Genomic DNA, 17,678 nt, shown 5'->3' with positions numbered 1-17,678 from the left:
AACAACGGAGTTCACGATGAAGGACACCACGACCACGGCCGAGCCGGCCGGTGCCGTGCGACGCAGTACGCGTGACCTGACCAAGGCCGCCGTGTCCGGCTGGCTGGGCACGGCCATGGAGTTCATGGACTTCCAGCTGTACTCGCTGGCGGCCGCGATCGTCTTCAACAAGGTCTTCTTCCCGGACGTCAGCCCCGCCATCGGCCTCATCGCCGCGATGGCCACCTACGGCGTCGGCTACGTCGCCCGCCTCGCCGGCGCGGTCTACTTCGGCAGAATGGGCGACCGGCTCGGCCGCAAGAAGGTCCTGACGATCACCATCCTGCTGATGGGCGCCTCGACCACCCTCATCGGGGTCCTGCCCACCTACGCGACCATCGGCATCATGGCGCCCGTCCTGCTCGTCGTCCTGCGGCTGGCGCAGGGCTTCGGCGCGGGCGCGGAGATCGCCGGCGCGACCGTGATGCTCGCCGAGTACGCCCCGGCGCAGCGACGCGGGCTGGTCTCCTCGCTGGTGTCGCTGGGCACCAACTCGGGCACCCTGGCCGCCTCCGGGCTGTGGGCGGTGCTCCTCGCCGTGCTCAGCGAGGAGCAACTGCTCTCCTGGGGCTGGCGGCTGCCCTTCCTGCTGAGCTTCGGCCTGTTGCTGTTCGCGGTGTGGCTGCGGCGCAACCTCAAGGAGAGCCCGGTCTTCGAGGAGCGGCCCGACGTCGTGGACGGCGTGGCGATGAGCCGCCGCGAGGTGGAGTCGGCCGTCACGGAAGGCAAGGGCGGCGACACCGGGCTGCTGGAGGCGGGCCTGAAGCAGCGCAAGGGCCGGGCGTTCTTCCTGGCGCTCGGGCTGCGCTTCGGGCAGGCGGGCAACTCCGGGCTGATCCAGACGTTCCTCGTCGGCTACATCGCGACCGAACTCGCGGCCGAGCGCTCCGTCCCCACCGACGCCATCGTGTACGGGTCGCTGCTGGGTTTCCTCACGGTGCCGGCCGTCGGCCTGCTCGGCGACCGCTTCGGACGCCGCAGGATGTATCTGGCGCTCACCTCGCTCACGGCCGTCGCCGCCTTCCCGCTGATGATGCTGATCACCTCGGGCAGCACGCCCGCGCTCATGGCCGGCATGATCCTGGGGCTGAACATCGGCGTCCTCGGACTGTTCGCGCTGGAGAGCGTGACGATGGCCGAACTCTTCGGCTCCCGTACCCGGTTCACCCAGCTCGCGCTGGCCAAGGAGATCGGCGGCGTCCTCGCCACCGCGATCGGGCCGGTGCTCGCGGCGAGCCTCACCGCCGCCACCGGAAGCTGGTGGCCCATCGCGGCGATGCTCGTCGTCTACTCCCTCATCACCCTCGTCAGCGCGCTGCTCTCGCCCGAGACGCGCGGGCGCGACCTCGTCCGGCTGGAGGACGCCGTATGACCCCCATGAAGGCCGTCGTCGTGCACGGCGCCGGTGACGTCCGGATCGACGAGCGGCCCCGGCCGGAGCCCGCGCGGGACGAGGTGCTGCTCGCCATGGAGTGGGGCGGCATCTGCGGCTCCGACGTCGCGTACTGGAGGAAGGGCGCCTCCGGCACGGCGGCCCTCTCCCACCCCCTGGTCCTCGGCCACGAGGTCGCCGGCCGGGTAGCGGCGCTGGGCCCCGGGGTGACCGGCCTCGCCGAGGGGCAGCCCGTCACCGTCCACCCGGCCCAGCTCGTCGGCGAGCTCCCCGAGCGGCTCGCCGGGCGCAGCAACCTCCACGCGCACGTCCGCTACCTCGGCTCGGCGGCCCACACCCCGCACACCGACGGCGGATTCAGCGAGTTCCGCACGGTCCCCGCGGCCCAGGTCCGTCCGCTGCCCGACGGTGTGGACACCCAGTCGGGCGCCCTGGCGGAGCCGCTGGCGGTCGCCCTGCACGCCGTGGGCCGGGCGGGCGGACTGCGGGGCCGTACGGTCCTGGTGAACGGGGCCGGCCCGATCGGCTCGCTGGTCGTCGCCGCCGCCCGGCATCTCGGCGCGCGGTCGGTGTGCGCGGCCGACCTGTCCGCCGCGTCGCTCGCCGTGGCCCGCAAGATGGGCGCGGACACGACCGTCGACATCTCCCGGGGCGAGGAACTGCCGCGCGACACCGACGTCGTCTTCGAGGCGTCCGGCGCACCGGCCGCGCTGGGGGCGGTCCTGCGGGCCACGGCCCGCGGCGGCACCCTCGTGCAGGTCGGCAACCTGCCGGGGACGGCCGAGCCCGCCGTCCTGGGCGACCTCGTCACCCGCGAGATCACCTGGATCGGCTCCTACCGCTTCGTCGACGAGATCGACGACGCCCTGCGCGCCCTGCGCGACGGCCTGGACGTCTCCCCGGTCATCAGCCATCGCTTCCCGCTGGACCAGGCCGAGCGGGCCCTCGCGGTCGCGGCGGATCCGGCGAGCGCGAGCAGCAAGGTGATGCTGCGGCTCGGCGGACCGGTCACGGTCTGACCCCATACGTACGCCCTCCGGGCTACCCAACCAGGAGAACAGGAGAGCACGTTGCCCCACCCGACCGCCGGTTCCCGGGCCGCCGGGCCCGGTCGCGACGGGCACACCGCGGCGGACGTCGTGTGCCTGGGCGAGACCATGGCCGTCCTCAGCCCGCCGGACGACCGGCCGCTCGCCGACCAGTCCGCGCTCCGCCTCTCCGTCGGCGGCGCCGAGTCCAACGTGGCCTGCGGGCTGGCGGCGCTCGGGCACCGCGCGGCCTGGCTGAGCCGGGTGGGCGACGACGCGTTCGGGCAGCGCATCCGCGCGGAACTCGCGGCCCGGGGAGTCGAGGTGGGCGCCGTCGGTGTCGATCCGCTGCGTCCGACGGGCGTGTACTTCAAGGACCCGGGGCCGGACGCCACCCGGCCGCTGTACTACCGGAGCGGATCGGCCGCGGCCCACATGGGACCGGAACTGGCCCGCGCGCCCGAGCTGCGGGGGCCGCGCGTCGTGCACGTGTCGGGCATCACCGCGGCGCTGTCCGGCAGTTGCGCCCGACTGCTGGAGGAGATCGTCGTACGCCGCACGCCCTGGGGCGCGGCGGCGGCCCGGCCGGTCGTCTCCTTCGACGTCAACCACCGCCCCGCCCTGTGGAGGGGGCGGGCCGCCGACGCGGCAGCGGCGTTGCGGGACCTGGCCCGGGCCGCGGACCTGGTGTTCGTGGGACGCGACGAGGCCGAGGCACTGTGGGGCACGCGCCACCCCGACGACATCGCGAGCCTGCTCGCCCCGGCACCGCTCGTCGTCGTCAAGGACGCGGAGCACGGCGCGACCTCGTACGCGGCGGGCGGCGAGGTCACCTTCGCCCCCGCCCCCGCTGTCGAGGTGGTGGAACCGGTCGGCGCGGGCGACGCCTTCGCCGCCGGGTACCTGTCCGGTGTCCTGGAGGACGCCGACGAGGAGTCCCGCCTGCACCGCGCCCACCGGTCGGCGGCGACGGCCCTGCGCAGCCGGGACGACATCCCCGACCTGGGCATCGCGGCCTCTTCGACCCTCACAGGGCGACGGCCTTAGGGCCGCACCGCCTCCAGACGCACCGCGCACGCCTTGAACTCCGGCATCCGGGAGGTCGGGTCGAGCGCGGGGTTGGTGAGGGAGTTCGCGCGGCCCTCGCCCGGCCAGTGGAACGGCATGAAGACGGTGTCGGGGCGGATGGTGCTGGTGATACGGGCGGGCGCCACGGCCCGGCCCCGCCGGGACACGACGGCCACGGGATCGCCCTCGGCCGCCCCGAGCCGGGCCGCGAGCCGCGGATGCAGCTCCACGAACGGCCCGGGCGCGGCGGCGTTCAGCTCCGTCACGCGCCGGGTCTGCGCCCCGGACTGGTACTGCGCCACGACCCGCCCCGTGGTGAGCAGCACGGGGTATTCGTCATCCGGTTCCTCGGCGATGGCCCGGTGCGAGACGGGGACGAAGCGGGCGCGTCCGTCGGGGGTGGCGAAACGGTCGAGGAAGAGGCGCGGGGTGCCGGGGTGGGCAACGCCCGCCGTGTCAGCCGTCTCGGTGGAGGCCGGGTGACCCGCCGCGCCCCGTTGCGCGCCGGGGTCACCCGCCTCGTCCTCGGCCCCCGTCAGGCCCTCCGGCTCCGCCGCCGGGCACGGCCAGAACACCCCGTTCTCCTCGACGATCCTGCGGTACGTGATCCCCGAGTAGTCCGCGGGACCGCCCGCGCTCGCCCGGCGGAGTTCCTCGAAGATCTCCTCCGGGTCGGTCGGGAAGCCCTTCTCCACGCCCAGGCGGGCGGCCAGTTCGTGGAGGACCTCCAGGTCGCTGCGGACGCCGTCGGGCGGGGTGATGGCCTGGCGGCGGAGCAGGACCCTGCCCTCCAGATTGGTCGTCGTGCCCGTCTCCTCGGCCCACTGGGTGACCGGCAGGACCACGTCCGCGAGCTCCGCCGTCTCCGACAGGACCACGTCACACACGGCCAGGAAGTCCAGGGACTTGATGCGCTCCTCGATGTGCGCGGCACGCGGCGCCGACACCACCGGGTTGGACGCCATCAGCAGCAGGGACCTGATGTCCGTGCCCAGCGCGTCCAGCAGCTCGTACGCACTGCGCCCCGGCCCCGGCAGCGAGTCGGGGTCCACGCCCCACACCTCGGCGACATGCCGCCGCGCCGCCGGGTCGTCGAGCTTGCGGTAGCCCGGCAACTGGTCGGCCTTCTGCCCGTGTTCGCGGCCGCCCTGCCCGTTGCCCTGCCCGGTCAGGCAGCCGTACCCGGACAGCGGGCGGCCCGCCCGTCCGGTCGCCAGGCACAGGTTGATCCACGCGCCCACCGTGTCGGTGCCCTTGGACTGCTGCTCCGGCCCCCGTGCCGTCAGTACCATCGCCGACTCGGGCTCACAGAACATCCGTACCGTCTGGCGCAGTTCGGGTACGGACACCCCCGTGATCCGCTCCACGTACTCCGGCCAGTGCGCCATCGCCGCGGCCCGGGCGTCCTCCCAGCCCGCGGTCCGCTCCTGGACGTACTCCTCGTCCACCCGGCCCTCGGCGATCACCAGGTGCAGCAGGCCCAGGGCGAGCGCCAGGTCCGTGCCCGGCCGGGGCGCCAGATGCAGGTCCGCCTGCTCGGCGGTCTTCGTGCGGCGCGGGTCGATGACGATCAGCGTGCCGCCGTTCTCCCTCAGCTCGTTGAAGAACCGCAGGGACGGCGGCATGGTCTCCGCGAGGTTCGAGCCGACCAGGATCACGCAGCCGGTCTTCGGGATGTCCTCCAGCGGGAACGGCAGCCCCCGGTCGAGACCGAACGCCTTGATCCCGGCCGCCGCCGCCGACGACATGCAGAAACGGCCGTTGTAGTCGATCTGGGAGGTGCCGAGCACGACCCGCGCGAACTTGCCGAGCGTGTACGCCTTCTCGTTCGTCAGGCCGCCCCCGCCGAACACCCCGACCCCGTCCGGCCCGTACTGCGCGCGCGTCCGGCGCAGCCCGTCGGCGATCCGGTCCAGTGCCTCGTCCCAGGAGGCCGGCACCAGCGCGCCCCCCTCGCGCACCAACGGCGAGGTCAGGCGCACGTTCGAGGCCAGCACCGCCGGCGCCGTACGGCCCTTGCCGCACAGCGCGCCCCGGTTCACCGGGAAGTCCGTACGCTCGCTCACCTCGACCGTCCCGTCGGGCGCGGGCGTCAGGTTCATCCCGCACTGCAGGGCGCAGTACGGGCAGTGCGTGGGCGTGGCGGTGGTCTGCATACCGTTCAGCCTGCTTCCGTCGTGTTACGCCCGGGACGGTTCCCTGTTACGCGGCAGGGACGGCAACCTCCCCGCCGCCACCCCGCCCGCGTGAGGCACACGCCCGTCCGCCTTCAGGTCGCCGCCGACCGGCACGGACGTTGCCGATGTGACGAAAAACGTCACATGTGGCTCATTGCTCTCCTTTCTTGGCTGATCCGACCTCGTTGAGAGTTGAAGCAGTGGCACTACGCTCTCGCTACGCGCAGCGCTCGCACGACTCCGCACGGCGTTCGACACCCGGGCATGCCCGCCGCTCACGGCTGCATCCACCCGCGGCCCCGCCGCGTGTGGCCAATCCGATCCTCGAACACAGCCAGGAGGCCACCCGACCATGCCTCTGCGCCATCTCACCCCCCATGACCGGCAGCTGTTCCGCCAGTACGGCCGGGGCCCCACCGTCCCCGTCCCCGACCCGCTCCTGCACCACGCCGTCGCCCGGCACGCCGCCGCCACCCCGCACGCCGTGGCCGCCGAACACCAGGGCGCGCACCTCACCTACGGCGAACTCGACCGGTACGCCGACGCCCTCGCCGCCCGCCTCGTCCGCGAGGGCGTGCGCCCCGGCGACCACGTCGGCCTGTTCGTCCGCCGCTCGATCCCGATGCTCGTGGGCCTCCTCGGCATCCTGAAGGCCGGCGCCGCCTACGTCCCGCAGGACATCGGCCTCGCGCCCCCGGCCCAGCTCACCCACGTCATCCGCACCGCCCGCACCCGGATCGTCCTCACCACCGCGGAACACGCCCACCGGGTACCGCTGCCCGACGGCCCCCGCCTCCTCACGCTCGACGAGCCGCAGCCGTACGCCCCGGCCCCGCGCCCGCGCGTCACCGGCGACGACGGCGCTTACGTGCTGTTCACCTCCGGCACCACCGGCCGCCCCAACGGCGTGAAGGTCACCCACCGCAACGTCGCCAACATCCTGCTCACCGGGCCGGGCGGCCTCGGCATCCGCCCCGGCGACCGGGTCGCCCAGCTCCTCAACATCGCCTTCGACATGGCGGCCTGGGAGATCCTGGGCTGCCTCGCCCACGGCGGCACCCTCGTCATCCGCGGCAAGGACATCGCCGCGGCGGCCCGCACCGCCGACGTGCTGATCGCCACCCCGACCGTGCTGTCCGGCCTCGACCCCGCAGCCTGTCCCCGCGTGCGCACGGTCGCCGTGGCGGGGGAGCCCTGCCCGCGCCCGCTGGCCGACCGCTGGGCGCGGCGGGCCGCCTTCCACAACTGCTGCGGCCCGACCGAGACCACGATCGTCAACACCATGAGCCGCCACGACCCGGCCGCCCCGCTCCTCACCATCGGCCGCCCCACCCCCAACAACACCGTCTACGTCCTCGACCCCGACCGGCGCCCGCTGCCCATCGGCGAGCCCGGCGAGATGTGGGCGGGCGGCGACTGCGTCTCCGCGGGCTACCTCGGTGACGACGCCCTCAACGCCGAGCGCTACGCCCCCGACCCCTTCCTCGGCGGCGGCAGGCGCATGTTCCGTACCCGGGACCTCGGCCGCTGGACCCCCGGCGGTGAACTGGAGCACCTCGGCCGCACCGACGACCAGGTCAAGGTGCGCGGCTTCCGCGTCGAGCTGGACTCCGTCTCCTCCGTCCTGGAGACGGCCGCCGGCTGCAGCCGTGCCGTCACCCTGAAACGCGACGCCCGCACCCTGGTGTCGTTCGTCTGCCCCGCCGACGTCGACCCCGACACGGCCCGCCGCGCGGTCGTGGACGCCCTGCCCTACTACTGCGTCCCCGAGCAGGTCCTGCCGCTGGCGTTCCTCCCCGAGACCGACCGCGGCAAGGTCGACAAACAGGCCCTGCTGGACATGCTCGAACAGCGGCTGGCGGTGGCCCGATGACCACGTCCCCCGCCCGGACCCACCAGGACACGGGCGAACTCCCACCGCTCCTGTCCGCCCCCCGCCGCCTGCTCAAGCACCCCCGCCTGATGCACTACAACCGCCTCGCGGCCCTGGTCCTGCTGGCCAACGCGGCATTCCTGTGGGCCGCCCGTCCCCTGGCCACGCCCACCCTCGGGCACGCCGCCCTCGCCAACCTCGTCCTCGCCGTCCTCGTACGCCAGCAGTACGTCATCAACCTCCTGTTCCGGCTGGCGACTTCGGCCCCGGTGAGCTGGCCGCTGAAGATCCGCTGGACGCTCGGGAAGGTCTACCACTTCGGCGGGCTGCACGTGGGCGGGGCGCTGGCCGCGTCGGCCTGGTTCCTGGCCCTGACGGTCGCGGTGACCCGCGCCGGAACGGACCTGCCGCTGATCGCGGTGAGCTGGACCCTGGTGGCCCTCCTCGCCCTGATCGTCGCCACCGCGCTGCCCCCCTTCCGCTCCCGCCGGCACGACCACTTCGAGAAGATCCACCGCTTCGGCGGCTGGAGCGCCCTCGCGCTGTTGTGGACCCACACCCTGCTCTCCGGTCAGGGGCCGGGTCCGGTCGCGGTCCTCGCCGTCGTCACGTTCAGCGTGGCCCTGCCCTGGCTGCGGCTGCGCAAGGTGGACGTCCGCACTGAACGCCCCTCCCCGCACGTGGCGCTGGCCCGCTTCGACTACGGCGAGACCCCCTTCGCCGGCTCCTCGACCGCGATCAGCCGCAGCCCGCTGACCGAGTGGCACTCCTTCGCCAACGTCCCCGCCCCCGGCCGCCCCGGCTTCCGGCTCACCATCTCCCGCGCCGGTGACTGGACCGGCTCCTTCATCGACGACCTGCCCTCGCGGGTCTGGGTGAAGGGCATCACCACCGCCGGAGTCGCCAACATCGAGGTCCTGTTCAGAAAGGTGATCTACGTCGCGACCGGCAGCGGCATCGGCCCCTGCCTGCCCCACCTGCTCGCCGCCGAGGTCCCCTCGCGCCTGGTCTGGGCGACCCGCGACCCCCGCGCCACCTACGGCGACGCCCTCGTCGACGAGATCCTCGCGGTCCAGCCGCACGCCCTGGTCTGGGACACCTCCCGGCACGGCAAGCCCGACATGGTCCGGCTCGCCCACGCCGCGTACCGCGACTTCGGCGCGGAGGCGGTCATCTGCATCTCCAACAAGCGGCTGACCTGGCAGGTGGTGCACGGCCTGGAACGGCGCGGCGTTCCGGCGTACGGCGCGATCTGGGACTCCTGACCCACTTTCCATGGAGGGAAGATGAACCACCTGAAAATCGAACGGGACGGCCGCGTGGTGACCGTCCGCCTGCACCGCCCGCACGCCCTGAACGCGCTCAGCTCCGAGCTGCTCGCCGAACTCCTCGGCGTCCTGGGCCCGCTGGACGACGACCCGGACGTCGGCTGCTTCGTCGTCACCGGCTCGGAGAAGGTCTTCGCGGCCGGCGCGGACATCAGGGAGATGGCGGGCCGGTCGGCCGTCGACATGATGTCCGAGGACTACTTCGCGGACTGGGAGCACTTCGCCGACCTGCGCACCCCGAAGATCGCCGCCGTGTCCGGCTACGCGCTCGGCGGCGGCTGCGAACTGGCCATGATGTGCGACCTGGTCGTCGCGGGCGAGTCGGCCTCCTTCGGGCAGCCGGAGATCAAGCTGGGAGTGATCCCCGGCATCGGCGGCACCCAGCGGCTGACCCGACTCGTGGGCCGGGCCAAGGCCCTGGACCTGGTGCTCACCGGCCGCACGATGGACGCCCGGGAGGCCGAGCGCTGCGGCTTGGTCTCCCGCGTGGTCCCCGACGACCGGGTCCTCGCCGAGGCACTGGAAGCTGCGGCGGCCATCGCCTCGTACGGCCGTACGGCGGTCAGGGCGGCCCGCGAGTGCGTCGACCGGGCCCTGGAGACGGGCCTGCGGGACGGCCTCCGCTTCGAACGGCGGGTGTTCCACGCGCTGTTCGCGACGCAGGACCAGAAGGAGGGGATGAGCGCGTTCCTGGAGAAGCGGGCGCCGGTGTTCGGCGGCCGGTGAGGGGCGCGAACCTCGCGGACCCCCGGGGAGGGGAGTGCCTGCCGCCACTCCCGTCCCCGGCCCCGTTCAGGGGGGCGCGTCAAGCCCGGCGTGCGAGAGCGCGGCACCTGCGCCAGGTCACCCGGCCGCTGCCGCCAGCGCCCGCTCCACGCCCGGCTCCTTCGGCCCCAGGAACCGCGGATCCGGCCGGAACACCGCGTCCAGCGCCGCCTTTCCCGCCGCGAAGATCTCCCGGGTGCCGCCGTAGTACCAGGTGACGTCATGCTTGGCGTCCACGCCGACGCCGTACGACGTGACACCCGCCGCCTGACACAGCGCCACCGCCCGCCGGATGTGGAAGCCCTGGCTGATCAGCACCGCCCGGTCGACCCCGAAGATCGTCTTCGCGCGCACGCACGAGTCCCAGGTGTCGAACCCCGCGTAGTCGCTGACGATCCGCCCGTCCGGCACGCCGTGCCGGGTCAGGTAGGCGCGCATGGCGTCGGGCTCGTCGTAGTCCTCACGGCTGTTGTCGCCGGTGACCAGCACGACCTTGATACGGCCCTCCCGGTACAGCCCGGCCGCCGCGTCCAGCCGGTGCGCGAGGTACGGCGACGGCTCCCCGTCCCACAGCCCGGCACCGAACACCACGGCCACATCGGTCCGCGGCACGTCCGCCGCCGTCCGCAGCCGGTCGCCCGTGGCCACATACATCCAGGTCACCGGCAGCAGCGCGAGTACGCACCCGGCCATCACCGCCTGCACCAGCCGCCGCTGCCCCCGCCGGCTACGCGGCAGCCGCGGTCTGCGGAACGTCACACGACGCATCGGCGGTCCCTCCCCAGGTCGGCCCCTCGACAGTCAGGGACGTCCGCACGGACCACCCGGTTCATCCGCCTCCGCGTGATCAGCTTCACGCGTTACACGGAAACCCCAGGTCGAGCCGCCTCACACTCCACCCGTCCCACATCGTGAACCGCTGGAAAACACCCGTGACGCCCACGCAACGGGAAGGCAACGTGCGGCGGCGACCATCGGTGGCATGCCCAGCCAGCTCAGCCTCGTCCCGCCGCCCGCCACGCGCCGCCCGGCCCCGCCCGCCCTCGTGGTCGTGGCGCACGGCAGCCGCGACCCCCGCGCGCTGAGCACCGTCCGCGCGCTCCTGGACCGCGTCCGCGCGCTGCGCCCCGACGTGCCGGTGCACCTCGGGCACATCGAACTGAACGCCCCCCTGCTCCCCGACACGCTCGCCGCCCTGGGCGACACGGAGGTGGTCCTGGTCCCCCTCCTCCTCAGCCGCGGCTACCACGTCAAGCAGGACATCCCCGAGATGGCCGCGGCCGCCGAGGCCCGCACCCACCTGGCGGCCCCCCTGGGCCCGCACCCCCTCCTGGTGGACGCCCTGCAGGCCCGTCTGACGGAGGCCGGCTGGGGCGGCACGCCCCGCCGCACCAGCGCGGTCGTCCTCGCCGCGGCCGGCTCCCGCGACCCGGACGCCAAGACGGACACCACCCGCACGGCCCACCTCCTCGCCGCCCGCCTGGGCGTCCCGGTCCTCCCGGCCTACGCCTCGGCAGCGACCCCCACGGTCCAGACGGCCGTCCGCACCCTCCTGGCACGGGGCCGCCACCACATAGCCCTGGCCTCCTACTTCACGGCCCCCGGCCGCTTCGCCACGGAGTGCACCCAAGCGGCCCCCTGGATAGCAGCGGCCCCCCTCGGCACGCACCCCGCCATGGCCCACCTCCTCCTCCACCGCTACGAGGAGACCCTGGCGGCCCGGGCTTTCGAGGAACCAGCACTGGCATCGGCCTAACAGGGGCGCGGGGAACTGCGCGACCAGCCACAAACCACCCGCACCCGCCCGAAAACCGAACCCGGCAGATGCACAGGCGCATACTGTCGGCACATGGACGGCACCTCACCACACCCCCCGGCCTACGACCCGACGTCAGTCGACCGCTGGGCCCCGGAACCAGACAAACGCCCCGGCCGCACCGCCTTCCAACGCGACCGAGCCCGAGTCCTGCACAGCGCCGCCCTGAGAAGACTCGCCGGCAAAACCCAAGTGGTGACGCCCGGCACCCTGGGCCCGGCCTGGGACGCCAGCCCCCGCACCCGCCTCACCCACTCCCTCGAATGCGCCCAGGTCGGCCGTGAACTGGGCGCGGCCCTCGGCTGTGACCCCGACCTCGTGGAAGCCGCCTGCCTCTCCCACGACCTCGGCCACCCGCCCTTCGGCCACAACGGCGAACAGGCCCTCAACGAGTTCGCGGCGGACTGCGGCGGCTTCGAGGGCAACGCCCAGTCCCTCAGACTCCTCACCCGCATCGAGCCCAAACGGTTCACCCCCGACGGCTCCGTCGGCCTCAACCTCACCCGCGCCGCACTCGACGCCGCCACCAAGTACCCCTGGCCCCGCGGCGCCCACCCCATCGACCCGGCGTCCCGCAAGTTCGGCGTCTACGACGACGACCGCCCGGTCTTCGACTGGGTCCGCAAGGACGCCCCCGGCACCCGCGCCTGCTTCGAGGCGCAGGTCATGGACTGGTCCGACGACGTGGCCTACTCGGTGCACGACGTGGAGGACGGCCTGCACGCCGGCCACATCGACCCCAACTGCCTGCACGCCGAACCCGAACGGCAGGACGTCTTCCAGGTCGCCCGGGACCGGTACGTACCGGCGGACACCGACCCCGCCGAACTCGCCGAGGCCCTCGACCGGCTCCTCGCCCAGGAGTGGTGGCCGCACGGCTACGACGGCACCGCCGTCGCCCAGGCCCGTCTGAAGGACGCCACCAGCCAGCTCATCGGCCGCTTCTGCCTGGCCGCCGAGACCGCGACCCGCACCGCGTACGGCGCCGGACGGCTCACCCGGTACGCCGCGGAACTGGTCGTGCCGCGCGAGGCCCGTCTGGAGTGCGCCGTCCTCAAGGCCGTCGCCGACCTCTACGTCATGCAGCGCGCCGAGCAGGAACGCCTGCGCGCCGACCAGCGCGTCGTCGTCGCCGAACTGGCCGAGGCGATCACCGTCCGCGCCCCGGACGGCCTGGACCCGCAGTTCCGCGCCCTGTTCGACCGCGCGCCGGACGACCGGGCCCGCAAACGGGTGATCGTCGACCAGATCGCCTCCCTCACCGACACCTCCGCCCGCTCGCTTCACGCCCGTCTGACGGGACACGCATGAGACTGGCAGGAGACAGGAGACGACACACGGGGAACAGGGGACCCCGGCGCGCCCGATCGTGACCCTCCGTGGCCTGATCGGGTCACTCCCTCTTCCCGCATCACGCTCCGTGCGGGACGCTCAAGTGGCGACATCCTTACGAGGAGGCATCAAGTGGTCGACGCGGATCAGACATTCGTCATCGTCGGAGGCGGACTCGCCGGCGCGAAGGCGGCCGAGGCGCTCCGGGCGGAGGGCTTCACCGGCCGGGTGATACTGATCTGCGACGAACGTGACCACCCCTACGAGCGTCCGCCGCTGTCCAAGGGCTACCTCCTGGGCAAGGAGGAACGCGACAGCGTCTTCGTGCACGAGCCCGCCTGGTACGCGGCGAACGACATCGAGCTGCACCTCGGCCAGACCGTCGACGCGATCGACCGCGCGGCCAAGACGGTCCGCTTCGGCGAGGACGGCACCGTCGTCCGCTACGACAAGCTGCTCCTGGCGACCGGCGCCGAGCCCCGCCGCCTCGACATCCCGGGCACGGACCTGGCCGGCGTCCACCACCTGCGCCGGCTCGCCCACGCCGAGCGGCTCAAGCACGTCCTGACCAACCTCGGGCGGGACAACGGCCACCTCGTGATCGCGGGCGCCGGCTGGATCGGCCTGGAGGTCGCGGCGGCGGCCCGCGAGTACGGCGCGGAGGTCACCGTGGTCCACAGCGGGCCGACCCCGCTGCACCACGTCCTCGGCCCCGAACTCGGCCAGCTCTTCGCCGACCTGCACCGCGATCACGGCGTCCGCTTCCACTTCGGCAGCAGGCTCACCGAGATCGTCGGCCAGGACGGCATGGTCCTCGCGGCCCGCACGGACGACGGCGAGGAACACCCGGCGCACGACGTCCTGGCCGCGATCGGCGCGGCCCCGCGGGTCGCTCTCGCGGAGGCGGCCGGGCTGGAGATCGCCGACCGGGCGCGCGGCGGCGGCGTCGTGGTCGACGAGCGGCTGCGCACCTCCGACCCCGACATCCACGCCGCCGGCGACGTGGCCTCCTTCCCCCACCCCCTCTTCGAGACCGGCATGCGGGTGGAGCACTGGGCCAACGCGCTGAACGGCGGCCCGGCGGCGGCCCGCTGCATGCTCGGCCGGGACGTGACGTACGACCGGGTGCCCTACTTCTTCTCCGACCAGTACGACCTCGGCATGGAGTACTCCGGCTGGGCGCCGCCGGGGACGTACGACCAGGTGGTGATCCGGGGGGACGCGAGCCGGCGCGAGTTCATCGCCTTCTGGGTGAAGGAGGGCCGGGTGCTGGCCGGGATGAACGTGAACGTGTGGGATGTCACAGACAAGATCCAGCAGCTGATCCGCTCCAGGGCCCGGGTGAACACGGAGGCGCTGGCGGACCCGCACGCACCGCTGGACAGCCTCGCCTCGTAGCCGTCAGGACTGTCACTCCGCCCCCGTGCTGCAATTCCCGGGGGGCAACCCCCGGACCCCCGGCCGGGGGCGCTCACCGCCGCAGGAGTGTCAGTTGTGCCCCGTAGAATCACTCCGTGGCTGGACGGATCAACGACGAGGACGTGAAGGCGGTACGGGACGCGGTCCCGATCGACGCCGTGGTGTCCGAGTACCTCCAGCTGCGCAACGCGGGCGGCGGCAACCTCAAGGGTCTGTGCCCGTTCCACGACGAGAAGTCACCGTCCTTCCAGGTCAGCCCGAGCAAGGGACTCTTCCACTGCTTCGGCTGCCAGGAGGGCGGCGACACCATCACGTTCGTGATGAAGATCGACCACCTCTCCTTCTCGGAGGCGGTCGAGCGCCTGGCCGGCCAGGCGGGCATCACCCTGCGCTACGAGGAGGGCGGGTACAACCCCTCCCACCAGCGCGGCGAACGCATCCGCCTGGTCGAGGCCCACAAGATCGCGGCCGAGTGGTACGCGGAACAGCTCGCGACCTCCCCCGAGGCCGACACCGGCCGGGTCTTCCTCGCCGAGCGCGGTTTCGACCAGGCCGCCGCCGTCCACTTCGGCGTCGGCTACAGCCCCCAGGGCTGGGACCACCTCACGCGCTATCTGCGCGGCAAGGGCTTCACCGACAAGGAGATCCTGCTCTCCGGCCTCGCCCAGGAGGGCCGCCGCGGCCCCATCGACCGCTTCCGCGGCCGGCTGATGTGGCCCATCCGCGACATCGGCGGCGACGTCGTCGGCTTCGGCGCCCGCAAGCTCTACGAGGCGGACAACGGCCCCAAGTACCTGAACACGCCCGACACGGCGATCTACCGCAAGTCCCAGGTCCTCTACGGCATCGACCTGGCGAAGAAGGAGATCGCGAAGACGAGCCGGGCGGTGGTCGTCGAGGGCTACACGGACGTCATGGCCTGCCACCTGGCCGGGGTGACGACCGCCATCGCCACCTGCGGCACGGCCTTCGGCGGCGACCACATCAAGATCCTCCGCCGCCTGCTGATGGACAACGGCTCGGCCCGCGTCATCTTCACCTTCGACGGCGACGCGGCCGGCCAGAAGGCGGCCCTGCGCGCGTTCGAGGACGACCAGAAGTTCGCCGCCGAGACGTACATCGCCATCGCCCCCGACGGCATGGACCCCTGCGACCTGCGCCTGGCCAAGGGTGACGAGGCGGTGGCGGACCTGGTCGAACCCCGCACACCGCTCTTCGAGTTCGCCCTGCGCCAGATCGTGAGCCGCTACGACCTCGACACCCCGGCCGGCCGCGCCGCCGCCCTGGACGAGGCGGCCCCGATCGTCGCCCGCATCAAGAACAGCGGCGCCCAGCACGAGGTCGCCGTCCAGCTCGCCGGCATGCTCGGCATCCTCGACACCCAGTTCGTGGTCAAGCGCGTGGCCCAGCTGGCCCGCTGGGCCCGTGACCGCGGCGGCAAGGGCCCGGCCCCGGACCGGCACCAGCACGGATCGCAGCAGCACGCCTTCGCCCAGCCGTCCGCCGCCCCCCGCGGCCCGGCCCTCAACCTCCGCAACCCGGTCTACGCCACCGAACGCGAACTCCTCAAACTCGCCCTCCAGCGCCCCGAGTTGGTCTCCCCGGCCTTCGACGCGTACGGCGTGGACGAGTTCACCGCCCCGCCCTACGCCGCCGTACGCCAGGCCATCCTGGACGCCGGCGGCGCCGAACTGGGCGTCGCGGACCCCCAGGACTACCTGGTGAAGGTCCGCGAGGCCGCCCCGGACGACGCGGTCCGCGCGATGGTGACGGAACTGGCCGTCGAGGCGATCCTGCTGCACAAGGGCGTGAAGGGCGTCGACGAGACCTACGCGGGCGCCCAGTTGGTCACCGTCCGCCGCCGCGCCGTCGAACGCCGCATCCGCGACATCACCGGCCAGCTCACCCGCCTCGGCAGCCACGGTGACCCGGCCCAGCTGGCCGCCGTGCAGAACGAACTCTGGGTCCTCCAGCAGTACGACCAGGCCCTCCGGGAGCACGGCGCCGCCGCGCTCTGAGGTCACCGCGCGGTCACGGACCGGAAGCAAAAAGTCATCGCACGCCCCTCGTGGCGACGATGTGTCTTACCCCACACTGGGTTCCGGTGCCTGAGTCCTCGGAGCGCGGCCGATCCGTCCCCGACGGGTCCCAGACCCCCGCGGTTCCGCTCATCGCGTACGGGACGGACAGCGGCGAGGCCGCCGACTCCGCTCCCGAAGTACCGCTGCCGTCCGCCTTGGCAGCGATCATCCTGGAGGTCGCCCCCGTGCAGACCCAGACCCTCACCCAGACCGACGTCAGCGGCGCCATCGGCGCTGACGGTACCGCCCCGGACGCGGAGGACGACGTCCTCCCCGCGGTCCCGGCGCAAGGCCGCGTCGTGCTCCGCCCCGAGACGGAACCGGAGGAGCCGCCCGCCGAGGCCATCGAGACGGCCGAGGCTCCCGAGCCCGTCGAACCGCCGCGGGCCCGCCCCGACACCGGCGGCCCCTCCTCCGACCTGTTCCGCCAGTACCTGCGGGAGATCGGCCGCATCCCCCTGCTGACCGCCGCCGAGGAGGTCGAACTCGCCCGCCGCGTCGAGGCCGGCCTGTTCGCCGAGGAGAAGCTGCGGCTCGCCTCCGACCTGGACAGCCGGCTGGCGCTGGACCTCGACCGGCTCGTCGTCATGGGCCGGATGGCCAAGCGCCGCCTCATCGAGGCCAACCTGCGCCTGGTCGTCTCCGTAGCCAAGCGCTACGTCGGGCGCGGCCTGACCATGCTCGACCTCGTCCAGGAGGGCAACCTCGGACTCATCCGGGCCGTCGAGAAGTTCGACTACGCCCGGGGCTACAAGTTCTCCACCTACGCCACCTGGTGGATCCGCCAGGCCATGTCCCGCGCCCTGGCCGACCAGGCCCGCACCATCCGGGTCCCCGTGCACGTCGTGGAACTCATCAACCGGGTCGTCCGCGTCCAGCGCCGCATGCTCCAGGAGCGGGGCTACGAGCCGACACCGGAAGAGGTCGCCGCGCACCTCGACCTGGCCCCGGAGCGCGTCAGCGAAGTGCTGCGCCTCGCCCAGGAGCCGGTGTCGCTGCACGCGCCGGTGGGGGAGGAGGACGAAGTCGCCCTCGGCGACCTCATCGAGGACGGCGACGCGACATCACCGGTCGAGTCGGCCGCGTTCCTGTTGCTCAGGGAGCACCTGGAGGCGGTCCTGTCCACCCTTGGTGAGCGGGAGCGGAAGGTCGTCCAACTGAGGTACGGCCTGGCCGACGGCCGCCCGCGCACGCTGGAGGAGATAGGCAGGATCTTCGGCGTCACGAGGGAACGCATCCGTCAGATCGAGTCGAAGACCCTGAACAAACTCCGGGACCACACCTTCGCGGACCAGCTGAGGGGCTATCTGGACTGATGCCGTCTGCCGCCGCCCCACGACACCACATGGCACCTCGAAT

13 protein-coding genes are annotated in these 17,678 nt (G+C 73.0%); 11 read left to right on the top strand and 2 right to left on the bottom strand.

The genetic code is table 11. The annotated features are described in order from the left end of the window. Positions 1 to 16: 16 nt before the first annotated feature. Genes QF034_RS12640 through QF034_RS12630 form a run of 3 tightly spaced genes read left to right on the top strand, consistent with a single transcriptional unit; the run spans position 17 to position 3,507 of the window. Entirely contained in the window at positions 17 to 1,411 is a 1,395-nt protein-coding gene (locus tag QF034_RS12640) for an MFS transporter (RefSeq protein WP_307175045.1), read from the top strand. After that, a complete protein-coding gene (locus QF034_RS12635; RefSeq protein ID WP_307175044.1) occupies positions 1,408 to 2,451 on the top strand; it encodes an L-idonate 5-dehydrogenase in 1,044 nt (347 codons plus the stop codon). Before QF034_RS12640 ends, QF034_RS12635 begins: the two co-directional genes overlap by 4 nt. A 51-nt stretch (positions 2,452 to 2,502) precedes the next feature. Then, positions 2,503 to 3,507, top strand: coding sequence for a sugar kinase (locus tag QF034_RS12630; protein ID WP_307175043.1), 1,005 nt, complete (start codon positions 2,503 to 2,505; stop codon positions 3,505 to 3,507). Here QF034_RS12630 and QF034_RS12625 read toward each other — a convergent pair. Continuing rightward, positions 3,504 to 5,684: a molybdopterin oxidoreductase family protein gene (locus tag QF034_RS12625; protein WP_307175042.1), complete on the bottom strand. Its 2,181-nt coding sequence runs from the start codon at positions 5,682 to 5,684 to the stop codon at positions 3,504 to 3,506. The two genes, QF034_RS12630 and QF034_RS12625, sit on opposite strands and share 4 nt — an antisense overlap. A gap of 373 nt (positions 5,685 to 6,057) precedes the next feature. On the opposite strand from QF034_RS12625, the gene QF034_RS12620 reads away from it, so the two are divergent. Genes QF034_RS12620 through QF034_RS12610 form a run of 3 tightly spaced genes read left to right on the top strand, consistent with a single transcriptional unit; the run spans position 6,058 to position 9,632 of the window. Beyond that, a complete protein-coding gene (locus QF034_RS12620) occupies positions 6,058 to 7,578 on the top strand; it encodes an amino acid adenylation domain-containing protein (protein ID WP_307175041.1) in 1,521 nt (506 codons plus the stop codon). Then, on the top strand, positions 7,575 to 8,843 hold the full coding sequence (locus QF034_RS12615) for an FNR domain-containing protein (protein WP_307175039.1): 1,269 nt from the start codon (positions 7,575 to 7,577) through the stop codon (positions 8,841 to 8,843). The genes QF034_RS12620 and QF034_RS12615 overlap by 4 nt, the downstream gene beginning before the upstream one ends. A gap of 21 nt (positions 8,844 to 8,864) precedes the next feature. After that, complete coding sequence (locus QF034_RS12610; protein ID WP_307175038.1) at positions 8,865 to 9,632, top strand: enoyl-CoA hydratase-related protein; 768 nt, start codon at positions 8,865 to 8,867, stop codon at positions 9,630 to 9,632. 117 nt (positions 9,633 to 9,749) lie between these two features. On the opposite strand, the gene QF034_RS12605 is transcribed toward QF034_RS12610, so the two are convergent. Next, a complete protein-coding gene (locus QF034_RS12605; RefSeq protein ID WP_307175037.1) occupies positions 9,750 to 10,439 on the bottom strand; it encodes a SanA/YdcF family protein in 690 nt (229 codons plus the stop codon). Positions 10,440 to 10,653: 214 nt separating this feature from the next. Between QF034_RS12605 and QF034_RS12600 the strand changes: the two genes are divergently transcribed. From QF034_RS12600 to QF034_RS12580, 5 genes are all read left to right on the top strand, one after another. After that, entirely contained in the window at positions 10,654 to 11,427 is a 774-nt protein-coding gene (locus QF034_RS12600) for a sirohydrochlorin chelatase (RefSeq protein ID WP_307175036.1), read from the top strand. A 93-nt stretch (positions 11,428 to 11,520) separates the two neighbouring features. Beyond that, positions 11,521 to 12,798, top strand: coding sequence for a deoxyguanosinetriphosphate triphosphohydrolase (locus QF034_RS12595; RefSeq protein ID WP_307175035.1), 1,278 nt, complete (start codon positions 11,521 to 11,523; stop codon positions 12,796 to 12,798). Positions 12,799 to 12,951: 153 nt separating this feature from the next. Then, positions 12,952 to 14,217 carry an NAD(P)/FAD-dependent oxidoreductase gene (locus QF034_RS12590; protein ID WP_307175034.1) on the top strand — a complete coding sequence of 422 codons (1,266 nt, stop codon included), beginning with the start codon at positions 12,952 to 12,954 and terminating at the stop codon, positions 14,215 to 14,217. Between the two features lie 116 nt (positions 14,218 to 14,333). Next, complete coding sequence (gene dnaG / locus QF034_RS12585; RefSeq protein WP_307175033.1) at positions 14,334 to 16,256, top strand: DNA primase; 1,923 nt, start codon at positions 14,334 to 14,336, stop codon at positions 16,254 to 16,256. Positions 16,257 to 16,342: 86 nt separating this feature from the next. Next, positions 16,343 to 17,635 carry an RNA polymerase sigma factor gene (locus QF034_RS12580; protein ID WP_307175032.1) on the top strand — a complete coding sequence of 431 codons (1,293 nt, stop codon included), beginning with the start codon at positions 16,343 to 16,345 and terminating at the stop codon, positions 17,633 to 17,635. The last annotated feature ends 43 nt before the right edge of the window (positions 17,636 to 17,678 follow it).

This window comes from Streptomyces africanus, from assembly GCF_030816955.1.
GTDB lineage: Bacteria > Actinomycetota > Actinomycetes > Streptomycetales > Streptomycetaceae > Streptomyces > Streptomyces africanus.
The sequence above is the reverse complement of the archived record's forward strand: the minus strand, read 5'-3'. Positions and strand labels throughout refer to the sequence as shown.